The organism is Pseudomonas sp. BRG-100 (genome assembly GCF_000737955.1).
In the GTDB taxonomy this organism is placed as follows: Bacteria; Pseudomonadota; Gammaproteobacteria; order Pseudomonadales; family Pseudomonadaceae; genus Aquipseudomonas; species Aquipseudomonas synxantha_A.
In genome coordinates, this window is record NZ_JPRX01000001.1 from 1,620,388 (window position 1) to 1,645,137 (window position 24,750).

The window sequence follows — 24,750 nt, forward strand, 5'->3', positions numbered from 1 at the left end:
GTTCTTGTTAGCCGCGCCGGTCGAGCAGATTGACCACCAACCGATCAATCCACCCCCACACCCGCTGCTTCACCCGCTTCCACAACGGCCGCGCCTTCCAGGCCTCCAGGCTCACCACCTGGCTTTGGGCAAAATCCGCTTCGAAACTGCCCACCACCGCCGCCGTCAATCCCGGGTCCAACGCTTCGAGGTTGGCTTCCAGGTTGAAGCGCAAATTCCAGTGGTCGAAATTGCACGAGCCAATGCTGACCCAATCGTCCACCAGCACCATCTTCAGGTGCAAAAAGCACGGCTGGTATTCAAAAATCTGCACGCCTGCACGCAGCAGACGCGGGTAATAACGATGGCCGGCGTAGCGTACTGACGGGTGATCGGTACGGGGCCCGGTGAGCAGCAAACGCACATCCACCCCGCGCCCTGCCGCCCGGCGCAAGGCACGACGCACGCTCCAGGTCGGCAGAAAATAGGGAGTCGCCAGCCAGATACGCCCTTTGCTGCTGTTCAACGCGCGAATCAACGACTGCAGGATATCGCGGTGCTGACGAGCGTCGGCGTACGCCACGCGACCAAGCCCAGGGCCCGTCGCTGGCACTTTCGGCAAGCGCGGCAAACCGAAATGGGTCGCCGGTTTCCATTCACGGCGCGCGGCGTTAGCGTGCCATTGCCGGTCGAACAGGGCCTGCCAGTCCAGTACCAGCGGGCCGCTGATCTGCACCATCACTTCATGCCAATCGGCGCTGTCTTGCCCCGGCGTCCAGAACTCATCGGTGACGCCCGTACCACCGACCACGGCAACGCGCTGGTCGATCAGCAGCAGCTTGCGGTGGTCGCGATACAGGTTGCGCATCCAGCGCCGCCAATTCAGGCGGTTGTAAAAACGCAGCTCCACGCCGGCGTCGGTCAAGCGCTTGCGCAGCCCAAGGGTAAACGCCAGGCTGCCGTAGTCATCGAACAAGCAGCGCACCTGCACCCCACGTTCGGCGGCCAGCACCAGCGCCTGCACCATCGCGTCGGCACAGGCGCCGGCTTCGACCAGATACAGCTCAAGATCCACCTGCTGCTCGGCCCGGGCGATGCCCACCAGCATCTGCGGGAAGAAACTCGGCCCGTCGATCAGCAGTTCGAATTGATTGGCGCTGCGCCACGGGAACACTGCGCCACTCATGTCAGCGCGCCGTGAAGATCAGTACCGCACCCACCGGCACCGACAAACTGATCGACTTGAGCCCCGCCGCCTTGCGCAACGCCGCCACACCCGGCGCCAGATCGAAGTCCTCGGCGTGCAACACCACAGGCTCCAGGGTCACCACCTGGAAACGTCGCTCATCCAGGCGCGTGGCAAGCAATTCGGCGCTGTAGGTCTGGGTCTTGCCGTGCAGGGTGACGCTCAGCGGCAGGCGCAACTCCAGTTGCGCGCCGGACGCCAGGTCGTTGATCGGTTGCAGATTGATCTGTGCGCTGATCAATGCGTCGGGAAAGGCCTTGATCTGGAACAGCTCTTTGCGCATGCGCTCATCGCGCAGCGGGATGCCGCTGTTGATCGACTCCATCTCCACTTGCAACTGCGCCGCGCCTTTGGCATCGACTTTGCCGTGCAGCACCAGGAAGCGGTGGACTTCAGCAACCTCTGTGTTTTTGGTGGTGACGAAAGACAGGCGCGAGGATTCGTTATCCAGGTACCAATCGGCGTGGGCAGGCACGGTGGCGCAGGTCAGCAGGGCGAAGACCAGAGGTTTGACATTGAACATAAAGACTCATGGGGCAAAAAACCTGGGCGAACATTAAGCGCAATCTCACGAACGGCGCAAATCCATTGTGGGAGCTGGCTTGCCTGCGATGGCGGTGTGCCAGGCGAGAAATGGTTGACTGATACATCGCCATCGCAGGCAAGCCAGCTCCCACAGGGTTTTGCGGTGTTTTTAATCCAGCGTTCGCTGAACTTCGCACACCGCCTGTTCAAGGCTGGCCATATGCAAATTCAACACCCGCTCCACCGGCGCCTGATGCATGGGCCAATGCAACGCCATGCTCCCCACCAACCGACCATTGGCGCGCACCGGCAACGCCACCGCCCGAATCAGGAAGGGCAAACGCACCGGGTATTCCCAATAGCCCTCGGTACGCTGGCCGAACCCCTGGTGCTGGGTTTGCTCGCAAGCATGGCTTTGCTCATCGGCGGCCACACGATCGCGACACGCCAGCCGTTGCACTTCATCAAGGGGCAACTGCGTCAGGCATGCCTTGCCCATCGCCGAGTGAAACAGGCTGGCGTACTGACCGACGATCTGGCAGTTGTTCGGGTAGAGCTTGCGCAACACGCCGGGAATCGCGCTTTCCATGACTTCCAGGCGCTCGCCGTCGAAACACGACAAGTCCACCACCAAACCCGTGCGCTCGCTGAGCTCCAATAACCAGGGCGCCGCACTTTCCACCACCTGGCGCTTGAAGCGTTGCTGGGTATCGCCGAACAAACGCCGAGCGCGCAGGCGGTAACGCCGATCGCTCAGGCCGCGGTAGACCCAGCCCTGATCCTGCAAGGTCAGTAACATGCGCGACACCGTGGCCTTGGGCAGCCGCGTAAGGTAGTGCAGTTCTTCCAGCCCAAGGGCCTGGTGCTCGCCCAGCAACTCGACGATTGCCAGTGCGCGCTCAACCGAGCGTACCGTGCCTGTCTCCATGTTCGATCTCCCTGTTGCTGGTGGATGATCTGTTTTACACAGCAAGATACAGGCCCGGTCGCAGGTCAGGTGGTGGTGGCAATGCACGCCGGCGGCCGGCGTTGCACCCATTGAGTCAGCTGTTCATGGGCAAATGCCAGTTGCAACACGGCTCGGTCGGCCTGGGCCGGGCCGATGACTTGCAGGCCCATGGGCAGCCCTTGGGGGTTGAAGCCCACCGGGATGCTCATGCTCGGCAAACCGGCGAGTGTCGGGCCGATCACCACTTCCATCCAGCGGTGATAGGTGTCCATTTCGCGCCCGCCAACGAGGCGTGGCCAAGGCTGTTGTGCATCGAAAGGGAACACTTGGGCGGTGGGCAACAGCAGAAAATCGTAACGCTCAAACAACTTGGCCAGGGCCCGATACCACTCGCTGCGATCCACCGACGCCTGGTACACCTGCTGGGCACTCAGGCCCTGGCCGCCCTCCACTTCCCATTGCGCTTCGGGCTTGAGCAATGCGCGTTTTCGCGGGTTGGCGTAGGCCGCGCCGAGGTTGCCGTGCACCAGCCAATGGCGGTGTACCAGCCAGCAACGCCACAGGCGCGCCAGGGAAAAGTCCGGCTGGCAGCTTTGCACCTCGCAGCCCAGCGTGGCGAAATCATCGAGTGCCGCCTCGCACAGGCTCAGCACGCCGTCTTGCATCGGCAGATAACCGTTGTAGTCACCCAGCCAACCCAGGCGCGTGCCTTTGAAGTCGCGCTGTAACGACTGGCCCAGCATCGCGGGATCGTCCTGGGATGACAAGGGCACACGGGGGTCGTAACCGGCCTGGATGCTCAGCAGCCGCGCTACATCCGTGACACTGCGCCCCATCGGGCCTTCGGTGCCCAGTTGCTGCACAAACAGCTCCGGCATCGGCCCGTGGGGCACGCGGCCCTGGGACGGGCGCAAGCCGAACACGTTATTGAACGCCGCCGGGTTGCGCAGCGAGCCCATCATGTCGCTGCCATCGGCCACCGGCAACATCCGCAACGCGAGGGCCACCGCTGCCCCGCCGCTGCTGCCGCCGGCCGTCAGGCGTGGGTCATAGGCATTGCCGGTGGTGCCGAACAGCGTGTTGTAGGTGTGGGACCCCAGGCCAAACTCCGGCACGTTGGTCTTGCCGATGATGATCGCGCCACTGGCGCGCACCCGCGCCACGCTGATGGCGTCTTCGCTGGGCACGTGCTCGGCAAACAACGGTGAGCCCAAGGTGGTACGCAAACCTTGGGTCGCCGCCAGATCTTTGATGGCCTGGGGCATGCCATGCATCCAACCGCGGGATTGACCCTGGTACAGCTCACGGTCGCAGGCCCTTGCCTCGGCCAGCACAACCTCGCTGTCGCGCAACGACACCAACGCATTCACACGGGGGTTGAAACGCTGGATCTGCGCCAGGTACGCCTGCATCACCTCTTCGCACGATACCTGCCGCCCATGGATCGCCTGCGAAAGTTGCGTGGCATCCCAATCGACAATACTCAAGGCTTCACCTCTCTGGAAAACGGCAGCGGTTTGCTCGCTCGTGGTGCCTCGCGCATGCAATAAGTGCCGAGCAGCGTCAGCACGCACGCGAACAATACGTAGAACGACGGCGCCACCGGCGTGCCCAGCACCTTACTCAACCAGGTCACGATCAACGGCGCAAAACCGCCGAACACCATCACCGCCACGTTATAGGCCACTGACACGCCGGTCGAGCGCACCTCGATGGGAAACTGTTCAGCCAACGCCGTCGGCGCCGGGCCGAAGAACCCGCCAATGGCCGTGCACAGCATTACCTGCATCACCAGCAAGCGCTCGATGGACGGCGCGGCAGCCACCCATACATACAACGGGTAGACCATCACGAAGAACGCCAGAGTGAAGGCCATCAACACCGGTCGCCGCCCCAAGCGATCCGAGAGCAGGCCGGACAAGGGAATCACCACGGTCATCAGCGCCACCGCAAACATCTGCACCATCAGCACCTGGTCCAACGGCAGGCCGAGATTCTTGTGGGCGAAGGTCGGCATGTTCACCAACACCACATAGAACGACACCGTCGCCCCGCACGCCAGGCCCATGGACACCAGGATGCTGCGCCTATGTTCACGCAGCACCTGCATCAGGCTCGGCGCCGGGCCGGTAGCGTTTTTACGCGCCTGGATAAACTCTTCCGGGTCCTCCATGTGCCGCCGGATCCACAACCCCACCGGGCCGATCAGCAAGCCCAGCACAAACGGCAGGCGCCAGCCCCACAGGTCGAGGGTTTCGGGGGAGAAGAAGTGCGTGACCAGCGCCACCATCGCCGCACCACCAAACACCGCCAGGCACTGCCCCACCAATTGCCAGGAACCATACAAGCCCTTGCGATGGGCCGGTGCGCTCTCCACCAGAAACGCCGTGGCGCTGGCATATTCACCGCCCGTGGCAAACCCCTGAAGCATCCGCGCCACCACAATCAGCAACGGCGCGCCCATACCGATGGCGGCGTAGTTGGGGGCGAAGGCGATCAGCGCGATAGACACGGTCATCAGCCGAATAATCAATTGCATCGCGGCTTTGCGGCCTTTGCGGTCGGCGTAGATACCCAACAGGATCCCGCCCACCGGCCGCATGAAAAAGCCCACGCCAAAGGTGGCCAGGGCCATCAGCAGCGAAGCGTATTCATCCTCCGACGGGAAAAACTGCCGGGCGATGATGCTGGCGAGAAAGCCGTAGACGATGAAGTCATACCATTCCAGTGCATTGCCGATCACGGCGGCCACCACTTGGCGGGTGCGCGAGACGCCTGGTTTTAAAGTCTGCATGAGGAGCACTCCATTCAACCGATAAGGGAAAGGGTCCAGCGGCAGAAAAAAGTGCGGTCGTCAGGCAGGCTTGAGCCAGCTCTCGGCCAACGCGCCCCAATAGGCGGCGCCGGTCAGCAGGATGTCGTCGTTGAAGTCATAGGCGGGGTTATGCACCATCGGCCGCGACACGCCGTTGCCGATAAACAGGTAACTGCCGGGGCAGCGTTGCAGCATCCAGGCGAAGTCTTCACTGCCCATCAGCGTGCGAGTGTTGCCGTCCACCGCATCGGCGCCGAGCAAGGCCACACCGACCTGGCGAGCGAATTCGGTTTCTTCGCCATGGTTGACCAGCACCGGGTAGGCCGGACGGTGCTCGATCTGCACGGTGCAGCCGAAGCTGGCGGCCTGGGTGTTGATGATAGCGTTGACCCGCTCCAGCATCTGTTCGCGCACCTTGGGGTTGAGTGCACGCAGGCTCAGGCGCAGCAAGGCTTGCTGGGGAATCACGTTGGCGGCCTGGCCGGCTTGCAGCGCACCGACCGTAACCACGGCGGCTTCCTGGGTATCGATATTGCGCGCTACTACCGTCTGCAAGGCCATGACCATACTCGCTGCAGCCACCAGTGGATCGACCGTGAGGTGCGGCATGGAACCGTGGCCGCCGACGCCTTCAAGGGTGACAGTGAGCAAGTCCTGGGACGCCATCATCGGGCCAACTCTTAATCCCAAATGCCCAGCCGGCAAGCCCGGCATATTGTGCATGCCGAACAGGCCGTCACACGGGAAGCGCTCCAGCAAACCATCCGCCAACATCGCCTCGGCACCGCCCTGGCCTTCTTCGGCGGGTTGAAAAATCAGATTCAGGGTGCCGTCGAATTGCCGGGTCGCCGCCAGGTAGCGGGCAGCGCCGAGCAGCATGGTGGTGTGGCCGTCATGCCCGCAGGCGTGCATGCAACCGGCGTGCTGGCTGGTGTAGGCCGCACCGGTATTTTCGATGATGGGCAAGGCGTCCATATCGGCACGAATACCCAGCGTGCGCGAACTGCTGCCATTGCGCAGCACGCCGACCACACCGGTTTTGCCAATGCCGGTATGCACCTCATACCCCCAATCCCGCAGGGACTGCGCGACCAGCGCTGAGGTGCGGTTCTCTTCAAAGCCGAGTTCGGGATGGGCGTGGATATCGTGGCGCACAGCGTGCAAGTCGCTGGCGACATCGCTGAGCCAATCCAGAATGTGCTGGTGTGGGCGCATGGTGATTCTCCTCACAGGCGGGTGGTCCCGTTCTTGTTGGCGACACATCGACAGCTAAGCGCGATGTGGGGCTGAGGACAATCAAAGGTGGTTCCACCCTGTGGAACCTCAGGGCCGGTTCTTTTTCCGAGAACCCACGCAGATAATCTAAATGTGGGAGCTGGCTTGCCTGCGATGACGGCGGCACAGGCACCAGTGATGTTGGCTGACCTGACGCTATCGCAGGCAAGCCAGCTCCCACAGGGGAATTTGGGTGTGTCAGGGGTTGAGGCGGCAGCCTTGACGGTCGCCCAACCACCGCGCCGTATGCGTACGCCCCAACCCACTCGCCGTCACTTCACTGCGCTCCGGCGTGTCGATCAACGCACTGGTCGGCACGTACTGCTTCACATACCCACGGCAATACTGCGCCGGGTTGTTCTCCACATACCGACACGAGCAATACTCCTTGGCCGTGTACGCCGCGATGATGTCGGGGAAGGCTTGCAGGTTGACGCGCTCGTGCCATACCCAACCCAATAGGGCCAGCAACAGCAGTAGCAGCAGGCTGGTAAATGGCCGACGACGAATCATGACCGCACCGCCGCCAGCACGCGCTTGAGCAGTTCGTTGTGGCGGTAGCTGCCATCGCGGTCATCGCCGTAGCGCACGATCACCAAGTGCTCGTCGGGCAGTACAAACAGTGCCTGGCCCCAGTGCCCCAGCGCAGCGAAGGTGTCGGTCGGCGCGTCGGGCCAGGGTTGGGGCGTACCCTTGTTGAGCCACCAGTGGCCGCCCGGTACCGCTTCATCCTGGCCGGCTTTGTATTTGTCGAAAGGCCGCCGATTGAAAGCCACCCACTCTTTGGGCAGCAACTGTTGCTCACCCCAGCGCCCATCCCGTGCCATCAGCAGCCCGACCCGCGCCAGATCGCGAGCAGTGAGGTAGGCGTAGGACGAGGCAACAAAGGTTTCGTCGGCATCGGTTTCCCACGTCGCGTTGCGAATGCCCAATGGCTTGAACAGCGCATCCCACGGATAGCTCATGTACGCCTGGTGGCCGAGCATCCCTTTAAGCGCAGCGGACAGAATATTGCTGTCGCCACTGGAATAACGGAACGCCTGGCCGGGCTCGGCGGCGGCTTCGGTATCGGCGGCAAATTGCGCCATATCGTCACGCCCACGGGTATAGAGCATCGCCACAACAGAAGACTTCAACGGGGCGTATTCATAGTCCTCCTGCCAATCCAGCCCCGAAGCCCAATGGAGCAAGTCGGCCATGCTCACCTTGGGGTGCTGCTTCATTGGCGGGTAAAAACGTGCGGCCGGGTCGGTGAGCTTGAAACGGTTTTCGCCGTAGGCCACGCCGAGCACAGTGGCCATCAGGCTTTTGCTCACCGACCAGGTCAGGTGCGGCGTGCTGGCGGTGGTTGGCGCGGCGTAGCGTTCGTAGATGATTTCGCCGTCACGAATGACCAGCAGCGCGTCGGTACGAATGCCTTTGCGGGTGGTGTCGTCACGGGTTGGGAAAGCATAGGCGTTCAGAGCATCGACAGCAGGACCTTCAAGTGACGTGCCCGTGGCCCATTCTTTTTCGGGCCAGGTTTCAGCGCGGACGGTAGCGGTGACTAAAAGCACAATAACGCACAGCAGGCCTCGGACCATGGGCACGAACTCAAGGGGGCATTCAAGCCCGCGAGCCTAGCGCAGACCAATGACAGATTTGCTACACGGGGGCTGTCACCCAACCGTCACCGTAAGTTCATGGAGATGACACCGAGGCTACATAGCCTGACTTTGGACAACAAAGTCGACTGGCCGCAACCTGGCCGGCACCCGGAGACTCGCTATGACTCAGATCGCCCGCATCAGCGACAAAGGCAATGAACGCCGTCTGCAAGCCGAACGCCTGGTGGGCGCCAAGGCCTTGCAGGAAGCCCAGGCCCTGCGGTTCAACGTGTTCAGCGGCGAGTTCAACGCCAAGCTGAAAGGCGCGGAACTGGGCCTGGACATGGATGACTATGATGTTCACTGCAGCCACATCGGCGTGCGGGACTTGAACAGCGGTCGACTCGTCGCCACCACCCGTCTGCTCGACCACCAGGCCGCCAGCACTTTGGGCCGGTTCTACAGCGAAGAAGAATTCAGCCTGCATGGCTTGCTGCACTTGCAAGGCCCGATCCTGGAAATCGGTCGCACCTGCGTCGACCCGGCTTACCGCAACGGCGGCACCATCGCGGTGCTCTGGGGCGAACTGGCCGAAGTGCTCAACCAGGGCAGCTACAGCTACCTGATGGGCTGCGCGAGCATCCCGATGCACGATGGCGGCATTCAGGCCCACGCAATCATGCAGCGCTTGCGCGAGCGCTACCTGTGCAACGAACACCTGCGCGCCGAGCCGAAAAAGCCACTGCCGGCCCTGGACTTGCCGTCCAACGTCATCGCCGAAATGCCACCGCTGCTCAAAGCTTATATGCGCCTGGGCGCGAAGATCTGCGGCGAGCCGTGCTGGGATGAAGACTTCCAGGTGGCCGATGTGTTCATCCTGCTCAAGCGCGATGAGTTGTGCCCGCGCTACGCGCGCCACTTCAAGGCGGCGATGTGATGAACCGCCTGCGCATCTACGGGCGCATCGCCCGCGTGCTGTTGGTGGTGGCGCTGGGCTTGAGCATGGCCAGTGTGTTTGGCCTGTTCGAACGTCTGGGCGTGGCCAATTCGATGGTGCGGCGCCAGCGTTGGTCGCGGTTCTTTATGGCGCGGTTGAGCAACGCCCTGCCCTTTCGCGTAACGGTGCACGGCGAGTTGCCGCAAGCGCCGATGCTGTGGGTGAGCAATCACGTGTCCTGGACCGACATTCCACTGCTGGGCATGGTCACGCCGCTGTCGTTTTTGTCCAAGGCCGAAGTCCGCACCTGGCCGGTAGCCGGCTGGCTGGCGGCCAAGGCCGGCAGTCTGTTCATTCGTCGTGGCGCGGGTGACAGCCAGTTGATCCGCAAACAGATGACCCGCCATCTGGAGCAACAGCACCCGCTGCTGATGTTCCCCGAGGGCACCACTACCGACGGGCGCAGTTTGCGTACTTTTCACGGGCGTTTGCTGGCCAGTGCAATCGATGCGGATGTGTCGCTGCAACCGGTGGCGATTCGTTATCTGCGTGACGGTGGGGTTGATCCGCTGGCGCCGTTCATTGGCGATGACGATTTGCTCTCGCACTTGATGCGCTTGTTTTCCAACGACCAGGGCGATGTGCAGATTCATCTGCTCAAGCCGATTGCCTGCGCCGGGCAGGAACGCGCGGCACTGGCGTATCAGGCGCAGCAGGCGGTGCAAAAGGCGTTGTTTGGCCCGGTGCCGGAAGCTGAGCAAGTGGCTGCTCGACCTGCGTTCGCGGCATAAAGCGGGCACAGTCATATGTGGGAGGGGGCTTGCTCCCGATAGCAGTTGTTCAGTCAACATAGACAGTGACTGACACACCGCAATCGGGAGCAAGCCCCCTCCCACATTTAGACATCGGTGGTCAGTTGGATCTGCGCAAATCTCTGCAATTGGGGATAGAACACCCGGAAATCTTCACTTAACGGCTTATAAAGCTCGCGCAACTCGTGCATCGCAAATCCGAGTGCCTGCGGGTCAGTCAGCCGCCGCGAAATTCCACGCAGCACCTGCTCCATCACCGCGAACTCGCGATACGAACCCAGCCAGTCATCCGCCGCCATATACGGCGCAATCTGCGCCAGCCGCCCCGGTAACTCAGGTTCTGCCGCCAGCACGCGATACACCTGCGAGGTAAAACGCTCCAGGGGCTGCTCGGCATACAACGCCCAATCCCGCGCCAGGCAATGGTCAAAAAACACATCGAGCACGATCCCGGCATAGCGCCTGCGGGTCAGGCTGAAGCGCGACAACGCCTCGCCCACCAACGGGTGGCTATCGGTAAACCGGTCAATCGAACGGTGCAACTGGATCGCTGCTTCGATTTGCGGGCTGAACTGGCCCTGCAGGCGGCCTTTGACGAAGTCGCCATACAGGCTGCCCAGCAGTTGCGCAGGAAGTTGGCCGCCCAGGTGCAGATGTGCGAGATAATTCATGGCGCGCAGTCTATCACTGCCGCACTCATATCGTTATAACCCGATATACCGATTCGCTTTGGCCTCAGATCAAAATCATATTGGTATATCGAGATATGACGATTTAAAGTTCGCCTCATCGCGATATAACGCTTTACGACACCGAGCACCCTGCCATGTCCATCGACCTCGACGAAATAATAAAAGCCCTGGCGCACCCAGTACGACGAGACATCCTCACCTGGCTCAAAGACCCGAAAGTGCAATTCCCCGAGCAACTGCACAACCACGAATACGGCATCTGCGCCGGGCAGATCGACCAGCGCTGCGGCCTGTCCCAGTCGACCGTGTCGGCGCACCTGGCAACCTTGCAACGGGCGGGATTGATCAGCAGCCAGAAGGCCGGGCAATGGCACTTTTTCAAACGCAATGAGGAGACGATCCAAGCCTTTCTCACGGCGCTCATAACCGAACTCAGCGCACCGCAATAACCAAGGAAACGCAAATGCCCCTCTCGCTCCTCATACTGGCCCTGAGCGCCTTCGCCATCGGCACCACCGAGTTCGTCATCATGGGGCTGCTGCCCGATGTCGCGGCGGACCTGGGTGTGTCGATTCCCGGCGCCGGCTGGCTGGTCACCGGCTACGCCTTGGGCGTGGCCATCGGTGCGCCCTTCATGGCACTGGCCACCGCCAGGCTGCCACGCAAGGCCGCTCTGGTAGCGTTGATGGGCATCTTTATTGTCGGCAACCTCCTCTGCGCCTTGGCCAGTGACTACAACGTGCTGATGTTTGCCCGCGTCGTCACGGCGCTGTGCCACGGTGCCTTCTTCGGGATCGGTTCCGTGGTGGCGGCCAACCTGGTGCCGGCCAATAAACGCGCTTCTGCGGTGGCCTTGATGTTCACCGGTTTGACCCTGGCCAACGTGCTCGGCGTGCCGTTGGGCACTGCACTGGGTCAGGAAGCTGGCTGGCGCTCGACCTTTTGGGCAGTGACCGTGATTGGCGTGATCGCCTTGATCGGCCTGATCCGCTTCCTGCCGGCCAAGCGTGACGAAGAAAAACTCGACATGCGCGCCGAACTCGCTGCCCTCAAAGGCGCGGGTATCTGGTTGTCGCTGAGCATGACGGCGCTGTTCGCCGCCTCCATGTTCACCCTCTTTACCTACGTAGCCCCGCTGCTGGGCGATGTGACCGGCGTGTCGCCCAAAGGCGTGACCTGGACCCTGCTGTTGATCGGCCTGGGCCTCACGGTGGGCAACATCATCGGCGGCAAGCTGGCCGACAAACGCCTGGCGGCCACCCTGATCGGCGTGTTCATCAGCATGGCGGTGGTTTCCACGGTATTGAGCTGGACCAGCGTTGCACTGATACCGACCGAAATCACCCTGTTCCTGTGGGCCACCGCCTCGTTTGCCGCCGTACCAGCGCTGCAGATCAACGTGGTGACCTTCGGCAAGGCCGCCCCCAACCTGGTGTCCACCCTGAACATCGGTGCCTTCAACATCGGTAACGCCCTCGGCGCCTGGGTCGGTGGCAGCGTGATTGCCCACGGCTTCGGCCTGACAAGCGTGCCCCTGGCCGCTGCAGCACTGGCGATTCTCGCGCTGCTGGTGACCCTGATTACCTTCCGCCAGAGCGGCGATGCCGACCTGGCCCCCGCGACCAACTGATCAACTTAAAGACAAAGGTGTTTTCCCATGACGACTATTTTCGATCCGATCACACTGGGCGACCTGGAACTGTCGAACCGCATCATCATGGCGCCACTGACCCGCTGCCGTGCCGATGCCGGCCGCGTGCCCAACGCGCTGATGGCCGAGTATTACGTGCAGCGCGCATCCGCCGGGCTGATCCTCAGCGAAGCCACCTCCGTGACGCCCATGGGCGTGGGCTACCCGGACACGCCGGGCATCTGGTCCAACGACCAGGTGCGCGGCTGGGCCAACATCACCAAGGCTGTGCATGGCGCGGGCGGCAAGATCTTCCTGCAACTGTGGCATGTGGGTCGCATCTCCCATGAGTCCTACCTGAACGGCGAAACCCCGGTGGCGCCAAGCGCGATCCAGCCTAAAGGCCACGTCAGCCTGGTGCGCCCACTGGCCGACTACCCTACCCCGCGCGCCCTGGAAACCGCTGAAATCGCCGACGTCGTCGACGCTTACCGCGTGGGCGCCGAAAACGCCAAGGCCGCAGGCTTTGACGGCGTGGAAATCCACGGCGCGAACGGCTACCTGCTCGACCAGTTCCTGCAAAGCAGCACCAACCAGCGCACCGACCAATACGGCGGTTCCCTGGAAAACCGTGCGCGCCTGCTGCTGGAAGTGACCGACGCCGCCATCGAAGTGTGGGGCGCCGGCCGCGTGGGCGTGCACCTGGCACCGCGTGGCGATGCGCACGACATGGGCGACGCCAACCTGGCCGAAACCTTCACCTACGTCGCCAGCGAACTGGGCAAGCGTGGCATCGCCTTCATCTGCTCCCGTGAAAAAGAAGGCGCGGACAGCCTCGGCCCACAACTGAAAAAAGCCTTCGGCGGCGTCTACATCGCCAACGAACGTTTCACCAAAGACAGCGCCAACGCCTGGCTGGCGGCGGGTAAAGCAGATGCGGTGGCCTTCGGTATTCCTTTCATCGCCAACCCGGACCTGCCGGCGCGCTTGAAGGCTGATGCGCCGTTGAACGAACCGCACCCAGAAACCTTCTATGGCAAAGGCCCGGTGGGTTACATCGACTACCCGACGCTGCCGATCTAACCTGATTCGCAAAACCAATGTGGGAGGGGGCTTGCCCCCGATAGCAGTGCTTCAGTCAACACATCAGTGACTGATACACCGCAATCGGGGGCAAGCCCCCTCCCACATTTGCCTGTTTGTAGCGCCTGCGGAAACATTGCTTCACAGAACGGCAACAATATCGCTACAAAATACTTAGCCGGCTACCTATCAACGGCCCGCCAGCCCGTATATAACGTCACCCCACAAATCAGGCAGAAGGACGATTGACGATCCTTAGGCTTTACTGTTGACACAACTGGTCGCAATTACGCATTTTGTCTCAATTGCGCAGGCTGGGGCTCAGGCGCAGCATGTCCAGCCCTATATCAGCCCAACGCTCGGCGTCCTGATGCAATTGAAAACTGTCAGGCACCAGCAGCCACTGGCCGATCAAGCCGTGGATAAAGGCATGAATACACACAGCGCCGCGGGTGGTATCCAGCGTGGCTGGAAGTTGCCCGCGATGGACCGCGTTACGCAACGTCAAGCCGATGCGCAGGTTGCACTCAAGGGTGTGGGTCTGGCGTTGGCGGCGCATGTCACACATTTCATCGGTGAACTCGCACTTATGAAACAGAATCTCGTTGATGCGCCGGGTTTTCGGGTCCAGGGCCACTTCATGGTAGAGATGAATCAGCAGCTTGCGCATACAGCCCAGCGGGTCGGCTTCGTCCTCGCTTTCACTGGCCCGCGCCAGTTCGTCCAGGGGCTCGTGCAACGTGTCGAGCAGTGCCTGAAGCAAGTCGGACTTGTTGCTGAAGTGCCAGTAGATAGCCCCGCGCGTCACCCCTGCCAGCGTGGCGATGTCCGCCAGGGTGGTCCGCGCGACGCCGCGCTCATAAAAGGCTTGCTCGGCGGCTTGGAGAATCTGGCTGCGCGTTTCCTGAGCTTCCTCTTTGGTGCGACGAACCATGGCAGTAAAACCTCAATCGGGACACTGTGGATGGTACTTGACCATCATCTGAATAATTATGGGACGACGCCGTCATGGGCACCGAACGTACTAGAATCGAGGCTTGCGGCAGTGCTTTGTCAACAATGCGCCAAGCCTGTCAAGAGTTTACAAACAACCATGAACGTAAGTATATTGCGTAGCAAGCTACTTATCCACTCACGGCTTGTTTTTTACCCTTCCACACTTCTTGTGCGCACTCTGCGCGCCTGACCCGAGGATCTTCATGCAACTTAAGCCAGCTGTTACCGCTCTGGTCACTGCCGTCGCCCTGGCATCGCTGCTCAGCGGATGTAAAAAGGAAGAAGCGGCACCGCCCGCTCAAACCCCTCAGGTCGGCGTGGTCACCATTCAACCGCAAGCCTATACCCTGACCACCGAGCTGCCAGGCCGCACCACGGCCTTTCGCATCGCGGAAGTGCGGCCTCAGGTCAACGGCATCATTCTCAAGCGCCTGTTCAAGGAAGGCGCCGACGTGAAGGAAGGGCAACAGCTCTACCAGATCGACCCGTCGGTGTATGACGCCACCCTGAAAAGCGCACAAGCCAGCCTGTCCCAGACCAAGTCCATCAGCGACCGCTACAAGCAGTTGGTCGATGAACAGGCCGTCAGCCGTCAGGAATACGACACCGCCGTCGCCAACCGCATGACCGCCGAAGCAAACGTTCAAACCGCCCAGATCAACGTGCGCTACACCAAAGTGTTTGCACCGATCTCCGGGCGCATTGGTCGTTCTTCGGTGACCGAAGGCGCGCTGGTCAGCAATGGCCAGGCCGATGCCATGGCCGTGATTCAGCAACTGGACCCGATCTACGTCGACGTCACGCAGTCCTCGGCTGAAATGCTGAAACTGCGCCGCGACCTGGCAAGCGGCCAGCTGGAGAAGGCCGGCGAAAACGCCGCCAAGGTCAAGCTGACCCTGGAAGACGGCACGCCTTACGCCCAGGACGGCAAGCTGGAATTCTCCGAAGTGTCGGTCGACCAGACCACCGGTTCCGTGACCCTGCGTGCCGTGTTCCCCAACCCTGACCACGTGCTGCTGCCGGGCATGTTCGTGCATGCCCAGTTGCTGGCCGGCGTGAACAGCAAGGCCATCCTGGCTCCGCAGCAAGGCGTGACCCGTGACCTGCGCGGCATTCCGACGGCGCTGATCGTGAACAAGGACAACAAGGTCGAGCAACGCGAACTGGTTGCCAACCGTACCGCGGGTGCCTACTGGCTGGTGGAAAAAGGCCTCAATGCCGGTGACCGCGTCATCACCGAAGGCTTGCAATACGTCAAGCCGGGCGCCGAGGTGAAGGTCACGGAAGCTGCCAACGCTAAACCCGCCGGTACTGCTGCAGCGCCTGCTGCCGCTGCTGGTCAAGGGGAGTAATCCATGTCGAAATTTTTTATCGACCGTCCCATTTTCGCCTGGGTAATTGCCCTGGTGATCATGCTGGTCGGGGCACTCTCGATCCTGAAGTTGCCCATCAACCAATACCCGGCCATTGCGCCAACGGCCATTGATATCCAGGTGACCTACCCGGGCGCTTCCGCACAAACCGTGCAGGACACCGTGGTGCAGGTCATCGAGCAACAGCTCAACGGTATCGACAACCTGCGTTATGTTTCCTCGGACAGTAACTCCGACGGCAGCATGACCATCACCGTGACGTTCAACCAGGGTACCAACCCGGATATCGCCCAGGTTCAGGTACAGAACAAGCTGAACCTGGCCACCCCACTGCTGCCCCAAGAAGTGCAGCAACAGGGTATCCGCGTGACCAAGTCGGTGAAGAACTTCCTGATGGTGATCGGTCTGGTGTCGGAAGACGGCAGCATGACCAAGGACGACCTCTCCAACTACATCGTGTCCAACATCCAGGACCCGATCTCCCGTACCGCGGGGGTGGGTGACTTCCAGGTGTTCGGTTCGCAGTACGCCATGCGTATCTGGCTCGACCCGGCCAAACTGAACAATTACCAGCTCACGCCAGTGGACGTCAGCAATGCCATCAAGGCCCAGAACGTGCAGGTGGCCACCGGCCAACTGGGCGGCCTGCCTGCCCTGCCCGGCACCCAACTGAACGCCACGATCATCGGCAAGACGCGCCTGCAAAGCACAGAGGAATTCGCCAAGATCCTGATGAAGGTGAACACCGACGGCTCCCAGGTTCGCCTGGGTGACGTCGCGCGTATCGAACTGGGCGGCCAGAACTACAGCATCAGTGCGCAGTTCAACGGCAAGCCGGCCTCGGGTATGGCGATCAAGCTGGCGGCCGGTGCCAACGCACTGGACACCGGCAAGGCCATCCGCGAAACAGTGAAGTCTCTGGAACCGTTCTTCCCGCCAGGCATGAAGGCGGTGGTGCCCTATGACACTACGCCGGTCGTGACCGAGTCGATCTCCGGCGTGGTTCACACCCTGGTCGAAGCGATCGTGCTGGTGTTCCTGGTGATGTTCCTGTTCCTGCAGAACTTCCGCGCCACCATCATCACCACCATGACCGTACCGGTGGTATTGCTGGGTACCTTCGGGATCCTGGCCGCGTGCGGCTTCACCATCAATACCCTGACCATGTTCGGCATGATCCTGGCCATCGGCTTGCTGGTGGACGATGCCATCGTCGTGGTGGAAAACGTCGAACGGGTCATGGCCGAGGAGCACCTGTCGCCCAAGGAAGCGACGATCAAGTCCATGGGCCAGATCCAGGGCGCCCTGGTGGGTATTGCCCTGGTACTGTCGGCGGTACTGCTGCCGATGGCGTTCTTCGGTGGCTCCACCGGTGTGATTTACCGGCAGTTCTCCATCACCATTGTTTCGGCGATGGCGTTGTCGGTACTGGTTGCTCTGATCTTCACCCCGGCCTTGTGCGCCACCATGCTCAAGCCGATCGATCCGGAAAAGCACGGCCAGCCCAAGCGCGGCTTCTTTGGCTGGTTCAACCGCACCTTCGACAGCGGCGTACTCAAGTACGAGCGCGGCGTGGGCAACATGATCAAGCACAAGATCCCGGCGTTTCTGGTGTATGTGCTGATTCTGGCCGGCATGATCTGGATGTTCACCCGTATTCCGAGCGCGTTCCTGCCTGAGGAAGACCAGGGTGTGATCTTCGCCCAGGTGCAGACACCGGTAGGCGCTTCGGCTGAGCGCACGCAAAAAGTCGTCGATGACATGCGCGCCTTCCTGCTGAACGACAAGGAAGGTGAGCCAGGCGAAGGCAAGTCGGTGAACTCGGTGTTTACCGTAAACGGCTTCAACTTCGCCGGCCGTGGCCAGAGCTCGGGCCTTGCGTTCGTGATGCTCAAGCCGTGGGACGAGCGTGACTCGACCCAATCGGTATTCGAAGTGGCCAAGCGTGCCCAGGGTTACTTCTTCGGGGCCTTCAAGGACGCCATGGTATTTGCCATCGTGCCGCCTTCGGTTCTGGAATTGGGTAACGCCACCGGTTTCGACGTGTTCCTGCAAGACCAGGGTGGCGTGGGCCACGACAAGCTGATGGCTGCCCGTAACCAGTTCCTCGGTGCGGCGGCGCAAAGCAAGGTGCTGGCGGGCGTACGTCCCAACGGCGTGAACGATGAACCGCAGTACGAGCTGACCGTCGACGACGAGAAAGCCAGTGCCCAGGGCATCAGCCTTGCCGATATCCAGCAGACCCTGGCCATTGCCTTGGGTGGCAGCTACATCAACGACTTCATCGACCGTGGTCGTGTGAAGAAGGTGTATGTGCAAGGTGACGCCGCCAGCCGCATGTCGCCGGAAGACCTGGACAAATGGTACGTACGCAGCGGCGACGGAAAAATGGTGCCGCTGTCGGCCATCTCGTCGGGCCAGTGGATCTACGGTTCGCCCAAGCTTTCGCGATACAACGGTGTAGCGGCGATGGAAATCCTCGGTACCCCGGCACCAGGCTACAGTACCGGTGACGCGATGGCCGAAGTCGAACGCATTGCCAAAGAACTGCCGGCCGGTGTCGGCTATGCCTGGACCGGCCTGTCGTACGAAGAACGCCTGTCCGGCTCCCAGGCGCCAGCCCTGTACGCATTGTCGCTGCTGGTGGTGTTCCTGTGCCTGGCGGCACTGTACGAAAGCTGGTCGATCCCGATCGCGGTGATTCTGGTTGTGCCACTGGGTGTGATCGGTGCACTGATCGCTACCAGTATGCGGGGCTTGTCCAACGACGTGTTCTTCCAGGTGGGCTTGCTGGTGACGGTGGGCCTGGCGGCGAAAAACGCCATCCTGATCGTGGAATTCGCCAAAGAGCTGCACGAGCAAGGCAAAGGCATCGTCGAGGCGGCTATCGAAGCGTCCCGTATGCGTCTGCGCCCGATCATCATGACGTCCATGGCGTTCGTGCTCGGCGTACTGCCGCTGGCGATTTCCAGCGGTGCCGGCTCAGGCAGCCAGCACGCGATCGGTACCGGCGTGATCGGCGGTATGATCACCGCCACTGTGCTTGCCATTTTCTGGGTGCCACTGTTCTACGCAACCGTGTCCTCGGCCGGCGAACGCAAAAAGAAAGACACTACTGAAACTCCTAAAGAGGCTGGCCAATGAGCAAGTCGCTACTTTCCCTAGCCGTCACGGCATTCGTGCTCAGTGGCTGCTCGCTGATACCTGACTATCAGCGCCCCGATGCGCCGGTGGCTGCACAGTTCCCGCAGGGGCCGGCGTATTCGTCGGCCCAGGCGCCGAACCAGGCCGCTGCCGAGCAGGGCTGGAAGCAGTTTTTCCATGACCCTGCCCTGCAACAGCTGATCCAGACCGCGTTGGTGAACAACCGTGACCTGCGTGTCGCGGCCCTGAACATCGACGCCTATGCAGCGCAGTACCAGATCCAGCGTGCCGACCTGTTCCCGGCGGTATCGGCCACCGGTAACGGCAGCCGTTCGCGCACCCCGGCCAAGCTGTCACAGACCGGCGAATCGTCTATCGCCAGCCAGTACTCGGCGGGCCTGGGGATCAGCTCTTATGAGCTGGACCTGTTCGGTCGCGTGCGCAGCCTGAGTGAAGAAGCGCTGCAGAAGTACTTCGCCACTGAAGAAGCGCGGCGCAGTACCCAGATCAGCCTGGTGGCCAGCGTGGCCAATGCCTACCTGACCTGGCAGGCCGACAAGGAACTGCTCAAGCTGACCCAGGACACCCTGGGTGCGTTCGAGCAGAGCTTCAAGCTCACCTCGCGCAGCAACGAAGTCGGCGTGGCGTCGGCGCTGGACCTCAGCCAGGCACGCACCTCGGTGGAAAACGCCCGGGTGCAACTGGCACGTTATACGCGCCAGGTGGCTCAGGACGAAAACAGCCTGACCCTGTTGCTGGGCACCGGCCTGCCGGCGAATATCGCCAGCAAGCCGCTGTCCGATGACCTGCTCAGCGAAGTGCCTGCCGGCTTGCCGTCAGACCTGCTGCAACGTCGTCCCGACATTGTGCAGGCCGAGTACAACCTCAAGGCTGCCAATGCCAATATCGGCGCGGCCCGTGCGGCGTTCTTCCCGAGCATCAGCCTGACGGCCAGTGCCGGTACCGCCAGCCCAACACTGGGCGGCCTGTTCAAAGGCGGTTCGGGTACCTGGGCGTTTGCCCCGCAGATCAACATCCCGATCTTCAACGCCGGTAGCCTGCGCGCAAGCCTGGACTACTCGAAGATCCAGAAAGAGATCAACGTGGCCAACTACGAGAAAGCCATCCAGACCGGCTTCCAGGAAGTCTCCGACGGCCTCGCTGCGCGTCAGACCTACAAGCAGCAACTGGATGCCCAACGTGGCTTCGTCGAGGCTAACCAGGATTACTACCGCCTGGCCGAGCGTCGCTACCGCATTGGTGTCGACAGCAACCTGACTTTCCTCGACGCCCAGCGCCAACTGTTCAGTGCCCAGCAATCGCTGATCACCGACCGCCTGGCGCAGCTGACCAGCGAGGTCAACCTGTACAAGGCCCTCGGCGGTGGCTGGAATGAGCAGACCGCCAAGAACGAGCCGTTGAAAGAACAAGCACCGCCGTTGAAGTTGTTCTGATAGCGCGTGTGTAAGAAAACCGCTTCCCTTACCGGAAGCGGTTTTTTTATGCCTGGTTTTTTACCTCGCCAACTTGCGTTCGATCACCGCCCACAACCCGCCCTCCCCCACTTTCATCGCCCCCATACCGCCGCGCACCATGGCCGCCACCTGCATAAACCCAATAACAACAGGTCCAACACCATGAGCACTTTTCACCCGCGCCAGCTGTTGCTGGCTGCCGCTGTCGGCAGTCTTGCCGTTCCTGCAATCGCCGAAGAACACGGTTTTCTTGAAGATGCCAGCGCCAACCTCAACCTGCGTAACTTCTTCTTCAACCGCAATTACACCAACCCGACCAAGGCCCAGGGTGGCGCGCAGGAGTGGACGCAGAGTTTCATCCTCGACGCCAAGTCCGGCTTTACCCAAGGCACCGTGGGTTTTGGTGTGGATGTGCTGGGCCTGTACTCGCTCAAGCTTGATGGCGGGCGCGGCACGGGCGGCACCCAGTTGCTGCCGCTGGACCATGATGGCCGTCCGGCGGATGAGTTCGGGCGCCTGGGCGTGGCGTTCAAGGCGCGGTTTTCCAAGACAGAGCTGAAGGTAGGCGAATGGATGCCGGTGCTGCCGATCTTGCGTTCCGACGACGGCCGCTCCCTGCCGCAGACCCTGCGCGGCGGGCAGATCACCTCGAAGGAAATCGACGGCCTGACCCTGTATGGCGGCCAGTTCCGCGCCAACAGCCCGCGTGACGACGGCAGCATGAGCGACATGTCGATGTTCGGCAAAACCGCCTTCACTTCCGACCGTTTCAATTTCCAAGGTGCCGAGTACGCATTCAACGACAAGCGCACCCAGGTCGGCGTATGGAATGCCCAGCTCAAGGACATCTACAGCCAGCAGTATCTCAACCTGATCCACAGCCAGCCTGTCGGCGCCTGGACCCTCGGCGCCAACCTCGGGTTCTTCTACGGCAAGGACGATGGCAGCGCCCGCGCAGGTAACCTGGACAACAAAACCTGGTCCGGCTTGCTTTCTGCCAGGTACGGCGGCAATACCTTCTACGTTGGCTTGCAAAAACTCACCGGCAACAGCGCCTGGATGCGCGTCAACGGCACCAGTGGCGGCACCCTGGCCAACGACAGCTATAACTCCAGCTACGACAACGCCGAGGAAAAATCCTGGCAAGTGCGCCACGACTACAACTTTGCCGCCCTGGGCATTCCTGGCCTGACCCTGATGAACCGCTATATCAGCGGCAGCAACGTGCACACCGGCACTATCACCGACGGCAAGGAGTGGGGCCGCGAAAGTGAAGTGGGCTACACCGTGCAGAGCGGCGGCCTGAAAAACCTCACGGTGCGCTGGCGTAATTCGAGCATGCGCCGCGACTACAGCAACAACGAATTCGACGAAAACCGGTTGATCGTCAGCTACCCCATCAGTCTGCTGTAAACCGGCGCCGGACTTGCTGTATGGTGCGCGCCTGCCGCTGCTGATCCCCCCAGCAGCGGCCTTTATCGAGCCTGCGTACCTGATGAAACCCTTTGCCGCAGCGAGCGTAGTGTTTGCCTTGGCCCTGAGCCTGAGCGGCTGCATCGGCGCGCCCATTGCCCTGACGCCGGCAACCCAGCAACGCTTGCAAGCCCAGGCGCCGATCCGCTTTCTGCTGACCTTCGATGACGGCCCCAGCGCCTCGGGCTACAACAACCCGAGCCGTTCGGTCGTGGCGGATCTGGCGAATAACCCGGTATTGCCGGGGATCAAGGCGGTGTTCTTCTTGCAGACCGAAGCGGCCCGCTCCGGCGGTAGCTCTCGAGGGCGCAAGACCATGGAACGTGAATTCGCCGCTGGCCATGTACTGGCCTTCCACACGGCGACGGCGTTTCATACCAATCACCGCTGGCTGAACGATGCAGAGCTGGAATACACCCTCACCGAAGGTGCGACAGACATTGCCGCCATCACCGGCACGCCGCCCGTGCTGGTACGCCCTCCGTTCTGGAACTACGACCGCCGTACCTTCGCCGCCTACCAGCGGCATGGCATGCACGTACTGCTGACGGACCTCAGTGCCAATGACGGCAAGATCTGGGGCTTCAACGCCAGCCCGCGCCGGCGGGCCAATTTGTATCGGCAGCTGTCGGTCGTGCGTGAGCGCATCGCGCTGGGTGAACTGCCGATGGTGGAAGGCGTGATACCGGTGGTAGTGACCTTCCATGACATCAACCGCTACACCGCCCGGCATATGCAGGAATACATGCAGATCCTGATGGACAGCGCGCGAATCAACGGAGTGAAGACTGCTTCCGAGCCGTTCTACACCGACACCGCCATGCTGGAACGCGCAGCACTGGCACGTACCGTGAAGGATGTGAATGAAGAGGTCCATTTGCCGGGTGTATGGAACTGGATATGGGATGCGGACTCACACTGAAAGCTACAAACAATTACAACAGTAAGATATTTAAGTCAGACAGGTAGTCCCATCCTGCCCCACCACGCCCACCTTATTAACCACCCACTGACCATAAGCCCTTTGAATACGTAGGAAAGTGAAACAAGTGGCGTTGGAACTCAGTACTCCTTCCCGCCCACTATCGGATCAGTAGTTCGCAAGACTTACCGCGCACTGCCCAACCTTCTCACACTTCCCAACCTTTAAAAGGACTTAGTCATGTTGACAACTCCCTTACAGAACAACTATTCGCACAGCCTTTACAGCCCTAACGAAAAATCCATTCACCGCGATAAAAAACACTCAGACTCCCTCCACCCGCGGCACCGCAAAGAAAATAACTTTCTACCGGCGAACACCGCCAAACCTGCGCGCTTCGCAAAGGATCAGGTTGCTACCTCGCTGGCCGGCCAGCGTGTTAACTCCTCGATGGATAAACCCGTCAATTCCGCAGCTACGGCTCCAGCACAACAGCCCATGGAATCACGCCCCATCACCGAAGTACCACGCGCCCTCACCAGTACCCCGACCACTCACACGTACGATAACGGCAACGTCAAGATCACCTCGGCAACGGCTCATGAAGGCAGTTTTCACGGCGTTCCCATGCTGCGCAACAAAGTCACCATCGAAACCGGTAATAGTGCAGACAACGTTCACCTCAAGAGTCTTCCGGACATTGGGGTCGTCGCAGAAATAAACGGCAGGCGATACCTGTTACCGGTTCAGAATGCTGGCGGCATGACCGAGACCGTGGAAATAAAAACCAAGGGTGGCGATGACCACGTCACGATTGCAGACGACATCTGGTTCCAAACCACTGTGAGTCTTAACGACAACCACACGGTTTCCGGGACCAATGGCTATACCTCCGCCCCCGAGTCAGCGGGCGTGAAAACATTCTCGCAACCCGGAATCATCGCCATTGCACCTCACCTGCAAAAAGGCGCCGAGTTCAAACATGACGAGACCACCTTCAAGTTCTCGCCAAACGCCAACCCAAGACAGTTCGGCGACGGCGTCATGCAAATAACCGCCGGCAGCGGCAATGACACTATTCGTATCAGCGCAGCAGAAGACAATTCATTGTTAGCTGAAGTGAATGGGCAACAATTCCTCCTGCCTATTAAAAACGATCCAGCAGGTGGTTCCAGGCTGTTCATTCAAGCCGGAGACGGAGACGATAAAGTCACCATCGACTCTAATGTAAAGAACTATGCCTTTATCAACATGGGCGAGGGTAAAGCAGGCACTTTGTACAGTGGCGGCGGGTTCGTTTCGGGTGAAGAAGAGCCCAATTTGAGGCAGCGCTATACCACGCAAAACTACAAACCTGTCGGGACCAGTGCCTGAACCCCACGCTGGCGTAATCTCATGAATACTGCCCGCCCGATGATCACGGGCGGGTCTTCTCGCCAATTACGCGCGCGATTCAACCCCGAGCTCATCCCACACCGACTCGGCCAAGTGAAACGTCGCATTCGCCGCCGGTATTCCGCAATAGATCGCACTCTGCATCAGCACTTCCTTGATCTCGGCGCGGGTCACACCATTGCTGGCGGCCGCACGCAGGTGCAGTTTCAGCTCTTCACTGCGGTTCATGCCGATCAGCATGGCGATGGTGATCAGGCTGCGGGTATGCCGAGGCAGCCCGGGGCGCGTCCAGATATCGCCCCAGGCATGGCGCGTGATCATTTCCTGGAACTCGCTGTTGAACTCGGTGAGGGCATTAAGGCTGCGGTCGACATGAGCATCGCCCAGCACTTCGCGGCGCACCTGCAGGCCATCGGCATAACGTTGTTTCTCGTCCACAAAAC

General features: G+C 61.0%; 22 protein-coding genes. 11 read left to right on the top strand and 11 right to left on the bottom strand.

The genetic code is table 11. From position 1 onward, the window contains the following. Positions 1-7: 7 nt before the first annotated feature. The 8 genes from JH25_RS20135 to JH25_RS20100 all read right to left on the bottom strand — a co-directional run bounded on the left by JH25_RS20135 (position 8) and on the right by JH25_RS20100 (position 8,372). Positions 8-1,165, bottom strand: a complete 1,158-nt coding sequence (locus JH25_RS20135; protein ID WP_005785930.1) for a phospholipase D-like domain-containing protein — start codon at positions 1,163-1,165, stop codon at positions 8-10. Position 1,166: 1 nt separating this feature from the next. Then, entirely contained in the window at positions 1,167-1,748 is a 582-nt protein-coding gene (locus tag JH25_RS20130; RefSeq protein WP_032877305.1) for a YceI family protein, read from the bottom strand. Between the two features lie 171 nt (positions 1,749-1,919). Further along, positions 1,920-2,678 carry a helix-turn-helix domain-containing protein gene (locus tag JH25_RS20125; protein ID WP_005785926.1) on the bottom strand — a complete coding sequence of 253 codons (759 nt, stop codon included), beginning with the start codon at positions 2,676-2,678 and terminating at the stop codon, positions 1,920-1,922. Positions 2,679-2,743: 65 nt separating this feature from the next. After that, positions 2,744-4,186 carry an amidase gene (locus tag JH25_RS20120; RefSeq protein ID WP_032877306.1) on the bottom strand — a complete coding sequence of 481 codons (1,443 nt, stop codon included), beginning with the start codon at positions 4,184-4,186 and terminating at the stop codon, positions 2,744-2,746. Next, positions 4,183-5,493: a citrate-proton symporter gene (locus JH25_RS20115; protein WP_032877307.1), complete on the bottom strand. Its 1,311-nt coding sequence runs from the start codon at positions 5,491-5,493 to the stop codon at positions 4,183-4,185. Before JH25_RS20115 ends, JH25_RS20120 begins: the two co-directional genes overlap by 4 nt. Positions 5,494-5,553: 60 nt before the next feature. Further along, positions 5,554-6,729: a M20 aminoacylase family protein gene (locus JH25_RS20110; RefSeq protein ID WP_005785919.1), complete on the bottom strand. Its 1,176-nt coding sequence runs from the start codon at positions 6,727-6,729 to the stop codon at positions 5,554-5,556. Between the two features lie 258 nt (positions 6,730-6,987). Then, entirely contained in the window at positions 6,988-7,302 is a 315-nt protein-coding gene (locus JH25_RS20105; protein WP_032877308.1) for a hypothetical protein, read from the bottom strand. Beyond that, the gene (locus tag JH25_RS20100; protein ID WP_032877309.1) at positions 7,299-8,372 is read right to left on the bottom strand and encodes a serine hydrolase domain-containing protein; all 1,074 of its coding nucleotides are present in this window, start codon (positions 8,370-8,372) and stop codon (positions 7,299-7,301) included. The genes JH25_RS20105 and JH25_RS20100 overlap by 4 nt, the downstream gene beginning before the upstream one ends. 184 nt (positions 8,373-8,556) lie before the next feature. Between JH25_RS20100 and olsB the strand changes: the two genes are divergently transcribed. Next, on the top strand, positions 8,557-9,312 hold the full coding sequence (gene olsB, locus JH25_RS20095) for an L-ornithine N(alpha)-acyltransferase (RefSeq protein ID WP_005785912.1): 756 nt from the start codon (positions 8,557-8,559) through the stop codon (positions 9,310-9,312). Beyond that, on the top strand, positions 9,312-10,103 hold the full coding sequence (locus JH25_RS20090) for a lysophospholipid acyltransferase family protein (RefSeq protein WP_032877310.1): 792 nt from the start codon (positions 9,312-9,314) through the stop codon (positions 10,101-10,103). Before olsB ends, JH25_RS20090 begins: the two co-directional genes overlap by 1 nt. Before the next feature lie 107 nt (positions 10,104-10,210). Here JH25_RS20090 and JH25_RS20085 read toward each other — a convergent pair whose 3' ends face one another. Beyond that, positions 10,211-10,795 (bottom strand): acyl carrier protein phosphodiesterase, encoded by a 585-nt coding sequence (locus JH25_RS20085; RefSeq protein ID WP_032877311.1) that lies wholly within the window; start codon positions 10,793-10,795, stop codon positions 10,211-10,213. Between the two features lie 155 nt (positions 10,796-10,950). Between JH25_RS20085 and JH25_RS20080 the strand changes: the two genes are divergently transcribed. The 3 genes from JH25_RS20080 to JH25_RS20070 are packed head-to-tail and all read left to right on the top strand — an operon-like array spanning position 10,951 to position 13,529. Next, positions 10,951-11,265 (top strand): ArsR/SmtB family transcription factor, encoded by a 315-nt coding sequence (locus JH25_RS20080; protein WP_032877312.1) that lies wholly within the window; start codon positions 10,951-10,953, stop codon positions 11,263-11,265. Positions 11,266-11,279: 14 nt separating this feature from the next. After that, positions 11,280-12,446 carry an MFS transporter gene (locus JH25_RS20075; protein ID WP_005785906.1) on the top strand — a complete coding sequence of 389 codons (1,167 nt, stop codon included), beginning with the start codon at positions 11,280-11,282 and terminating at the stop codon, positions 12,444-12,446. Positions 12,447-12,473: 27 nt separating this feature from the next. Further along, complete coding sequence (locus JH25_RS20070; RefSeq protein ID WP_032877313.1) at positions 12,474-13,529, top strand: alkene reductase; 1,056 nt, start codon at positions 12,474-12,476, stop codon at positions 13,527-13,529. A gap of 301 nt (positions 13,530-13,830) precedes the next feature. Here JH25_RS20070 and JH25_RS20065 read toward each other — a convergent pair whose 3' ends face one another. Continuing rightward, positions 13,831-14,463: a TetR family transcriptional regulator gene (locus JH25_RS20065; RefSeq protein ID WP_005785903.1), complete on the bottom strand. Its 633-nt coding sequence runs from the start codon at positions 14,461-14,463 to the stop codon at positions 13,831-13,833. A 265-nt stretch (positions 14,464-14,728) separates the two neighbouring features. On the opposite strand from JH25_RS20065, the gene JH25_RS20060 reads away from it, so the two are divergent. The 6 genes from JH25_RS20060 (at position 14,729) to JH25_RS20035 (ending at position 24,286) form a co-directional block, all read left to right on the top strand. Beyond that, entirely contained in the window at positions 14,729-15,877 is a 1,149-nt protein-coding gene (locus JH25_RS20060) for an efflux RND transporter periplasmic adaptor subunit (RefSeq protein ID WP_032877314.1), read from the top strand. A gap of 3 nt (positions 15,878-15,880) precedes the next feature. Next, positions 15,881-19,042 (top strand): efflux RND transporter permease subunit, encoded by a 3,162-nt coding sequence (locus tag JH25_RS20055; RefSeq protein ID WP_032877315.1) that lies wholly within the window; start codon positions 15,881-15,883, stop codon positions 19,040-19,042. After that, positions 19,039-20,496: an AdeC/AdeK/OprM family multidrug efflux complex outer membrane factor gene (gene adeC, locus JH25_RS20050; protein ID WP_032877316.1), complete on the top strand. Its 1,458-nt coding sequence runs from the start codon at positions 19,039-19,041 to the stop codon at positions 20,494-20,496. The genes JH25_RS20055 and adeC overlap by 4 nt, the downstream gene beginning before the upstream one ends. A gap of 183 nt (positions 20,497-20,679) precedes the next feature. Continuing rightward, positions 20,680-21,930 carry an OprD family porin gene (locus JH25_RS20045; RefSeq protein WP_032877317.1) on the top strand — a complete coding sequence of 417 codons (1,251 nt, stop codon included), beginning with the start codon at positions 20,680-20,682 and terminating at the stop codon, positions 21,928-21,930. An 82-nt stretch (positions 21,931-22,012) separates the two neighbouring features. Beyond that, complete coding sequence (locus JH25_RS20040; protein ID WP_032881064.1) at positions 22,013-22,912, top strand: polysaccharide deacetylase family protein; 900 nt, start codon at positions 22,013-22,015, stop codon at positions 22,910-22,912. Between the two features lie 240 nt (positions 22,913-23,152). Further along, complete coding sequence (locus JH25_RS20035) at positions 23,153-24,286, top strand: hypothetical protein (protein WP_032877318.1); 1,134 nt, start codon at positions 23,153-23,155, stop codon at positions 24,284-24,286. A gap of 66 nt (positions 24,287-24,352) precedes the next feature. Here JH25_RS20035 and pcaC read toward each other — a convergent pair whose 3' ends face one another. Next, positions 24,353-24,745: a 4-carboxymuconolactone decarboxylase gene (gene pcaC, locus JH25_RS20030; RefSeq protein ID WP_005785883.1), complete on the bottom strand. Its 393-nt coding sequence runs from the start codon at positions 24,743-24,745 to the stop codon at positions 24,353-24,355. Between the last annotated feature and the right edge of the window lie 5 nt (positions 24,746-24,750).

Excerpts from the sequence above, each read along its gene's own strand:
- JH25_RS20035 (WP_032877318.1), top strand. The coding sequence starts at position 23,153 with ATGTTGACAACTCCCTTACAGAACAACTATTCGCACAGCCTTTACAGC.
- JH25_RS20135 (WP_005785930.1), bottom strand. The coding sequence starts at position 1,165 with ATGAGTGGCGCAGTGTTCCCGTGGCGCAGCGCCAATCAATTCGAACTG.
- JH25_RS20110 (WP_005785919.1), bottom strand. The coding sequence starts at position 6,729 with ATGCGCCCACACCAGCACATTCTGGATTGGCTCAGCGATGTCGCCAGC.
- JH25_RS20100 (WP_032877309.1), bottom strand. The coding sequence starts at position 8,372 with ATGGTCCGAGGCCTGCTGTGCGTTATTGTGCTTTTAGTCACCGCTACC.
- JH25_RS20070 (WP_032877313.1), top strand. The coding sequence starts at position 12,474 with ATGACGACTATTTTCGATCCGATCACACTGGGCGACCTGGAACTGTCG.
- JH25_RS20080 (WP_032877312.1), top strand. The coding sequence starts at position 10,951 with ATGTCCATCGACCTCGACGAAATAATAAAAGCCCTGGCGCACCCAGTA.
- JH25_RS20075 (WP_005785906.1), top strand. The coding sequence starts at position 11,280 with ATGCCCCTCTCGCTCCTCATACTGGCCCTGAGCGCCTTCGCCATCGGC.
- JH25_RS20085 (WP_032877311.1), bottom strand. The coding sequence starts at position 10,795 with ATGAATTATCTCGCACATCTGCACCTGGGCGGCCAACTTCCTGCGCAA.
- JH25_RS20090 (WP_032877310.1), top strand. The coding sequence starts at position 9,312 with ATGAACCGCCTGCGCATCTACGGGCGCATCGCCCGCGTGCTGTTGGTG.
- olsB (WP_005785912.1), top strand. The coding sequence starts at position 8,557 with ATGACTCAGATCGCCCGCATCAGCGACAAAGGCAATGAACGCCGTCTG.
- JH25_RS20065 (WP_005785903.1), bottom strand. The coding sequence starts at position 14,463 with ATGGTTCGTCGCACCAAAGAGGAAGCTCAGGAAACGCGCAGCCAGATT.
- JH25_RS20105 (WP_032877308.1), bottom strand. The coding sequence starts at position 7,302 with ATGATTCGTCGTCGGCCATTTACCAGCCTGCTGCTACTGCTGTTGCTG.
- JH25_RS20045 (WP_032877317.1), top strand. The coding sequence starts at position 20,680 with ATGAGCACTTTTCACCCGCGCCAGCTGTTGCTGGCTGCCGCTGTCGGC.
- JH25_RS20060 (WP_032877314.1), top strand. The coding sequence starts at position 14,729 with ATGCAACTTAAGCCAGCTGTTACCGCTCTGGTCACTGCCGTCGCCCTG.
- JH25_RS20040 (WP_032881064.1), top strand. The coding sequence starts at position 22,013 with ATGAAACCCTTTGCCGCAGCGAGCGTAGTGTTTGCCTTGGCCCTGAGC.
- JH25_RS20130 (WP_032877305.1), bottom strand. The coding sequence starts at position 1,748 with ATGTTCAATGTCAAACCTCTGGTCTTCGCCCTGCTGACCTGCGCCACC.
- JH25_RS20125 (WP_005785926.1), bottom strand. The coding sequence starts at position 2,678 with ATGGAGACAGGCACGGTACGCTCGGTTGAGCGCGCACTGGCAATCGTC.
- adeC (WP_032877316.1), top strand. The coding sequence starts at position 19,039 with ATGAGCAAGTCGCTACTTTCCCTAGCCGTCACGGCATTCGTGCTCAGT.
- JH25_RS20055 (WP_032877315.1), top strand. The coding sequence starts at position 15,881 with ATGTCGAAATTTTTTATCGACCGTCCCATTTTCGCCTGGGTAATTGCC.
- JH25_RS20115 (WP_032877307.1), bottom strand. The coding sequence starts at position 5,493 with ATGCAGACTTTAAAACCAGGCGTCTCGCGCACCCGCCAAGTGGTGGCC.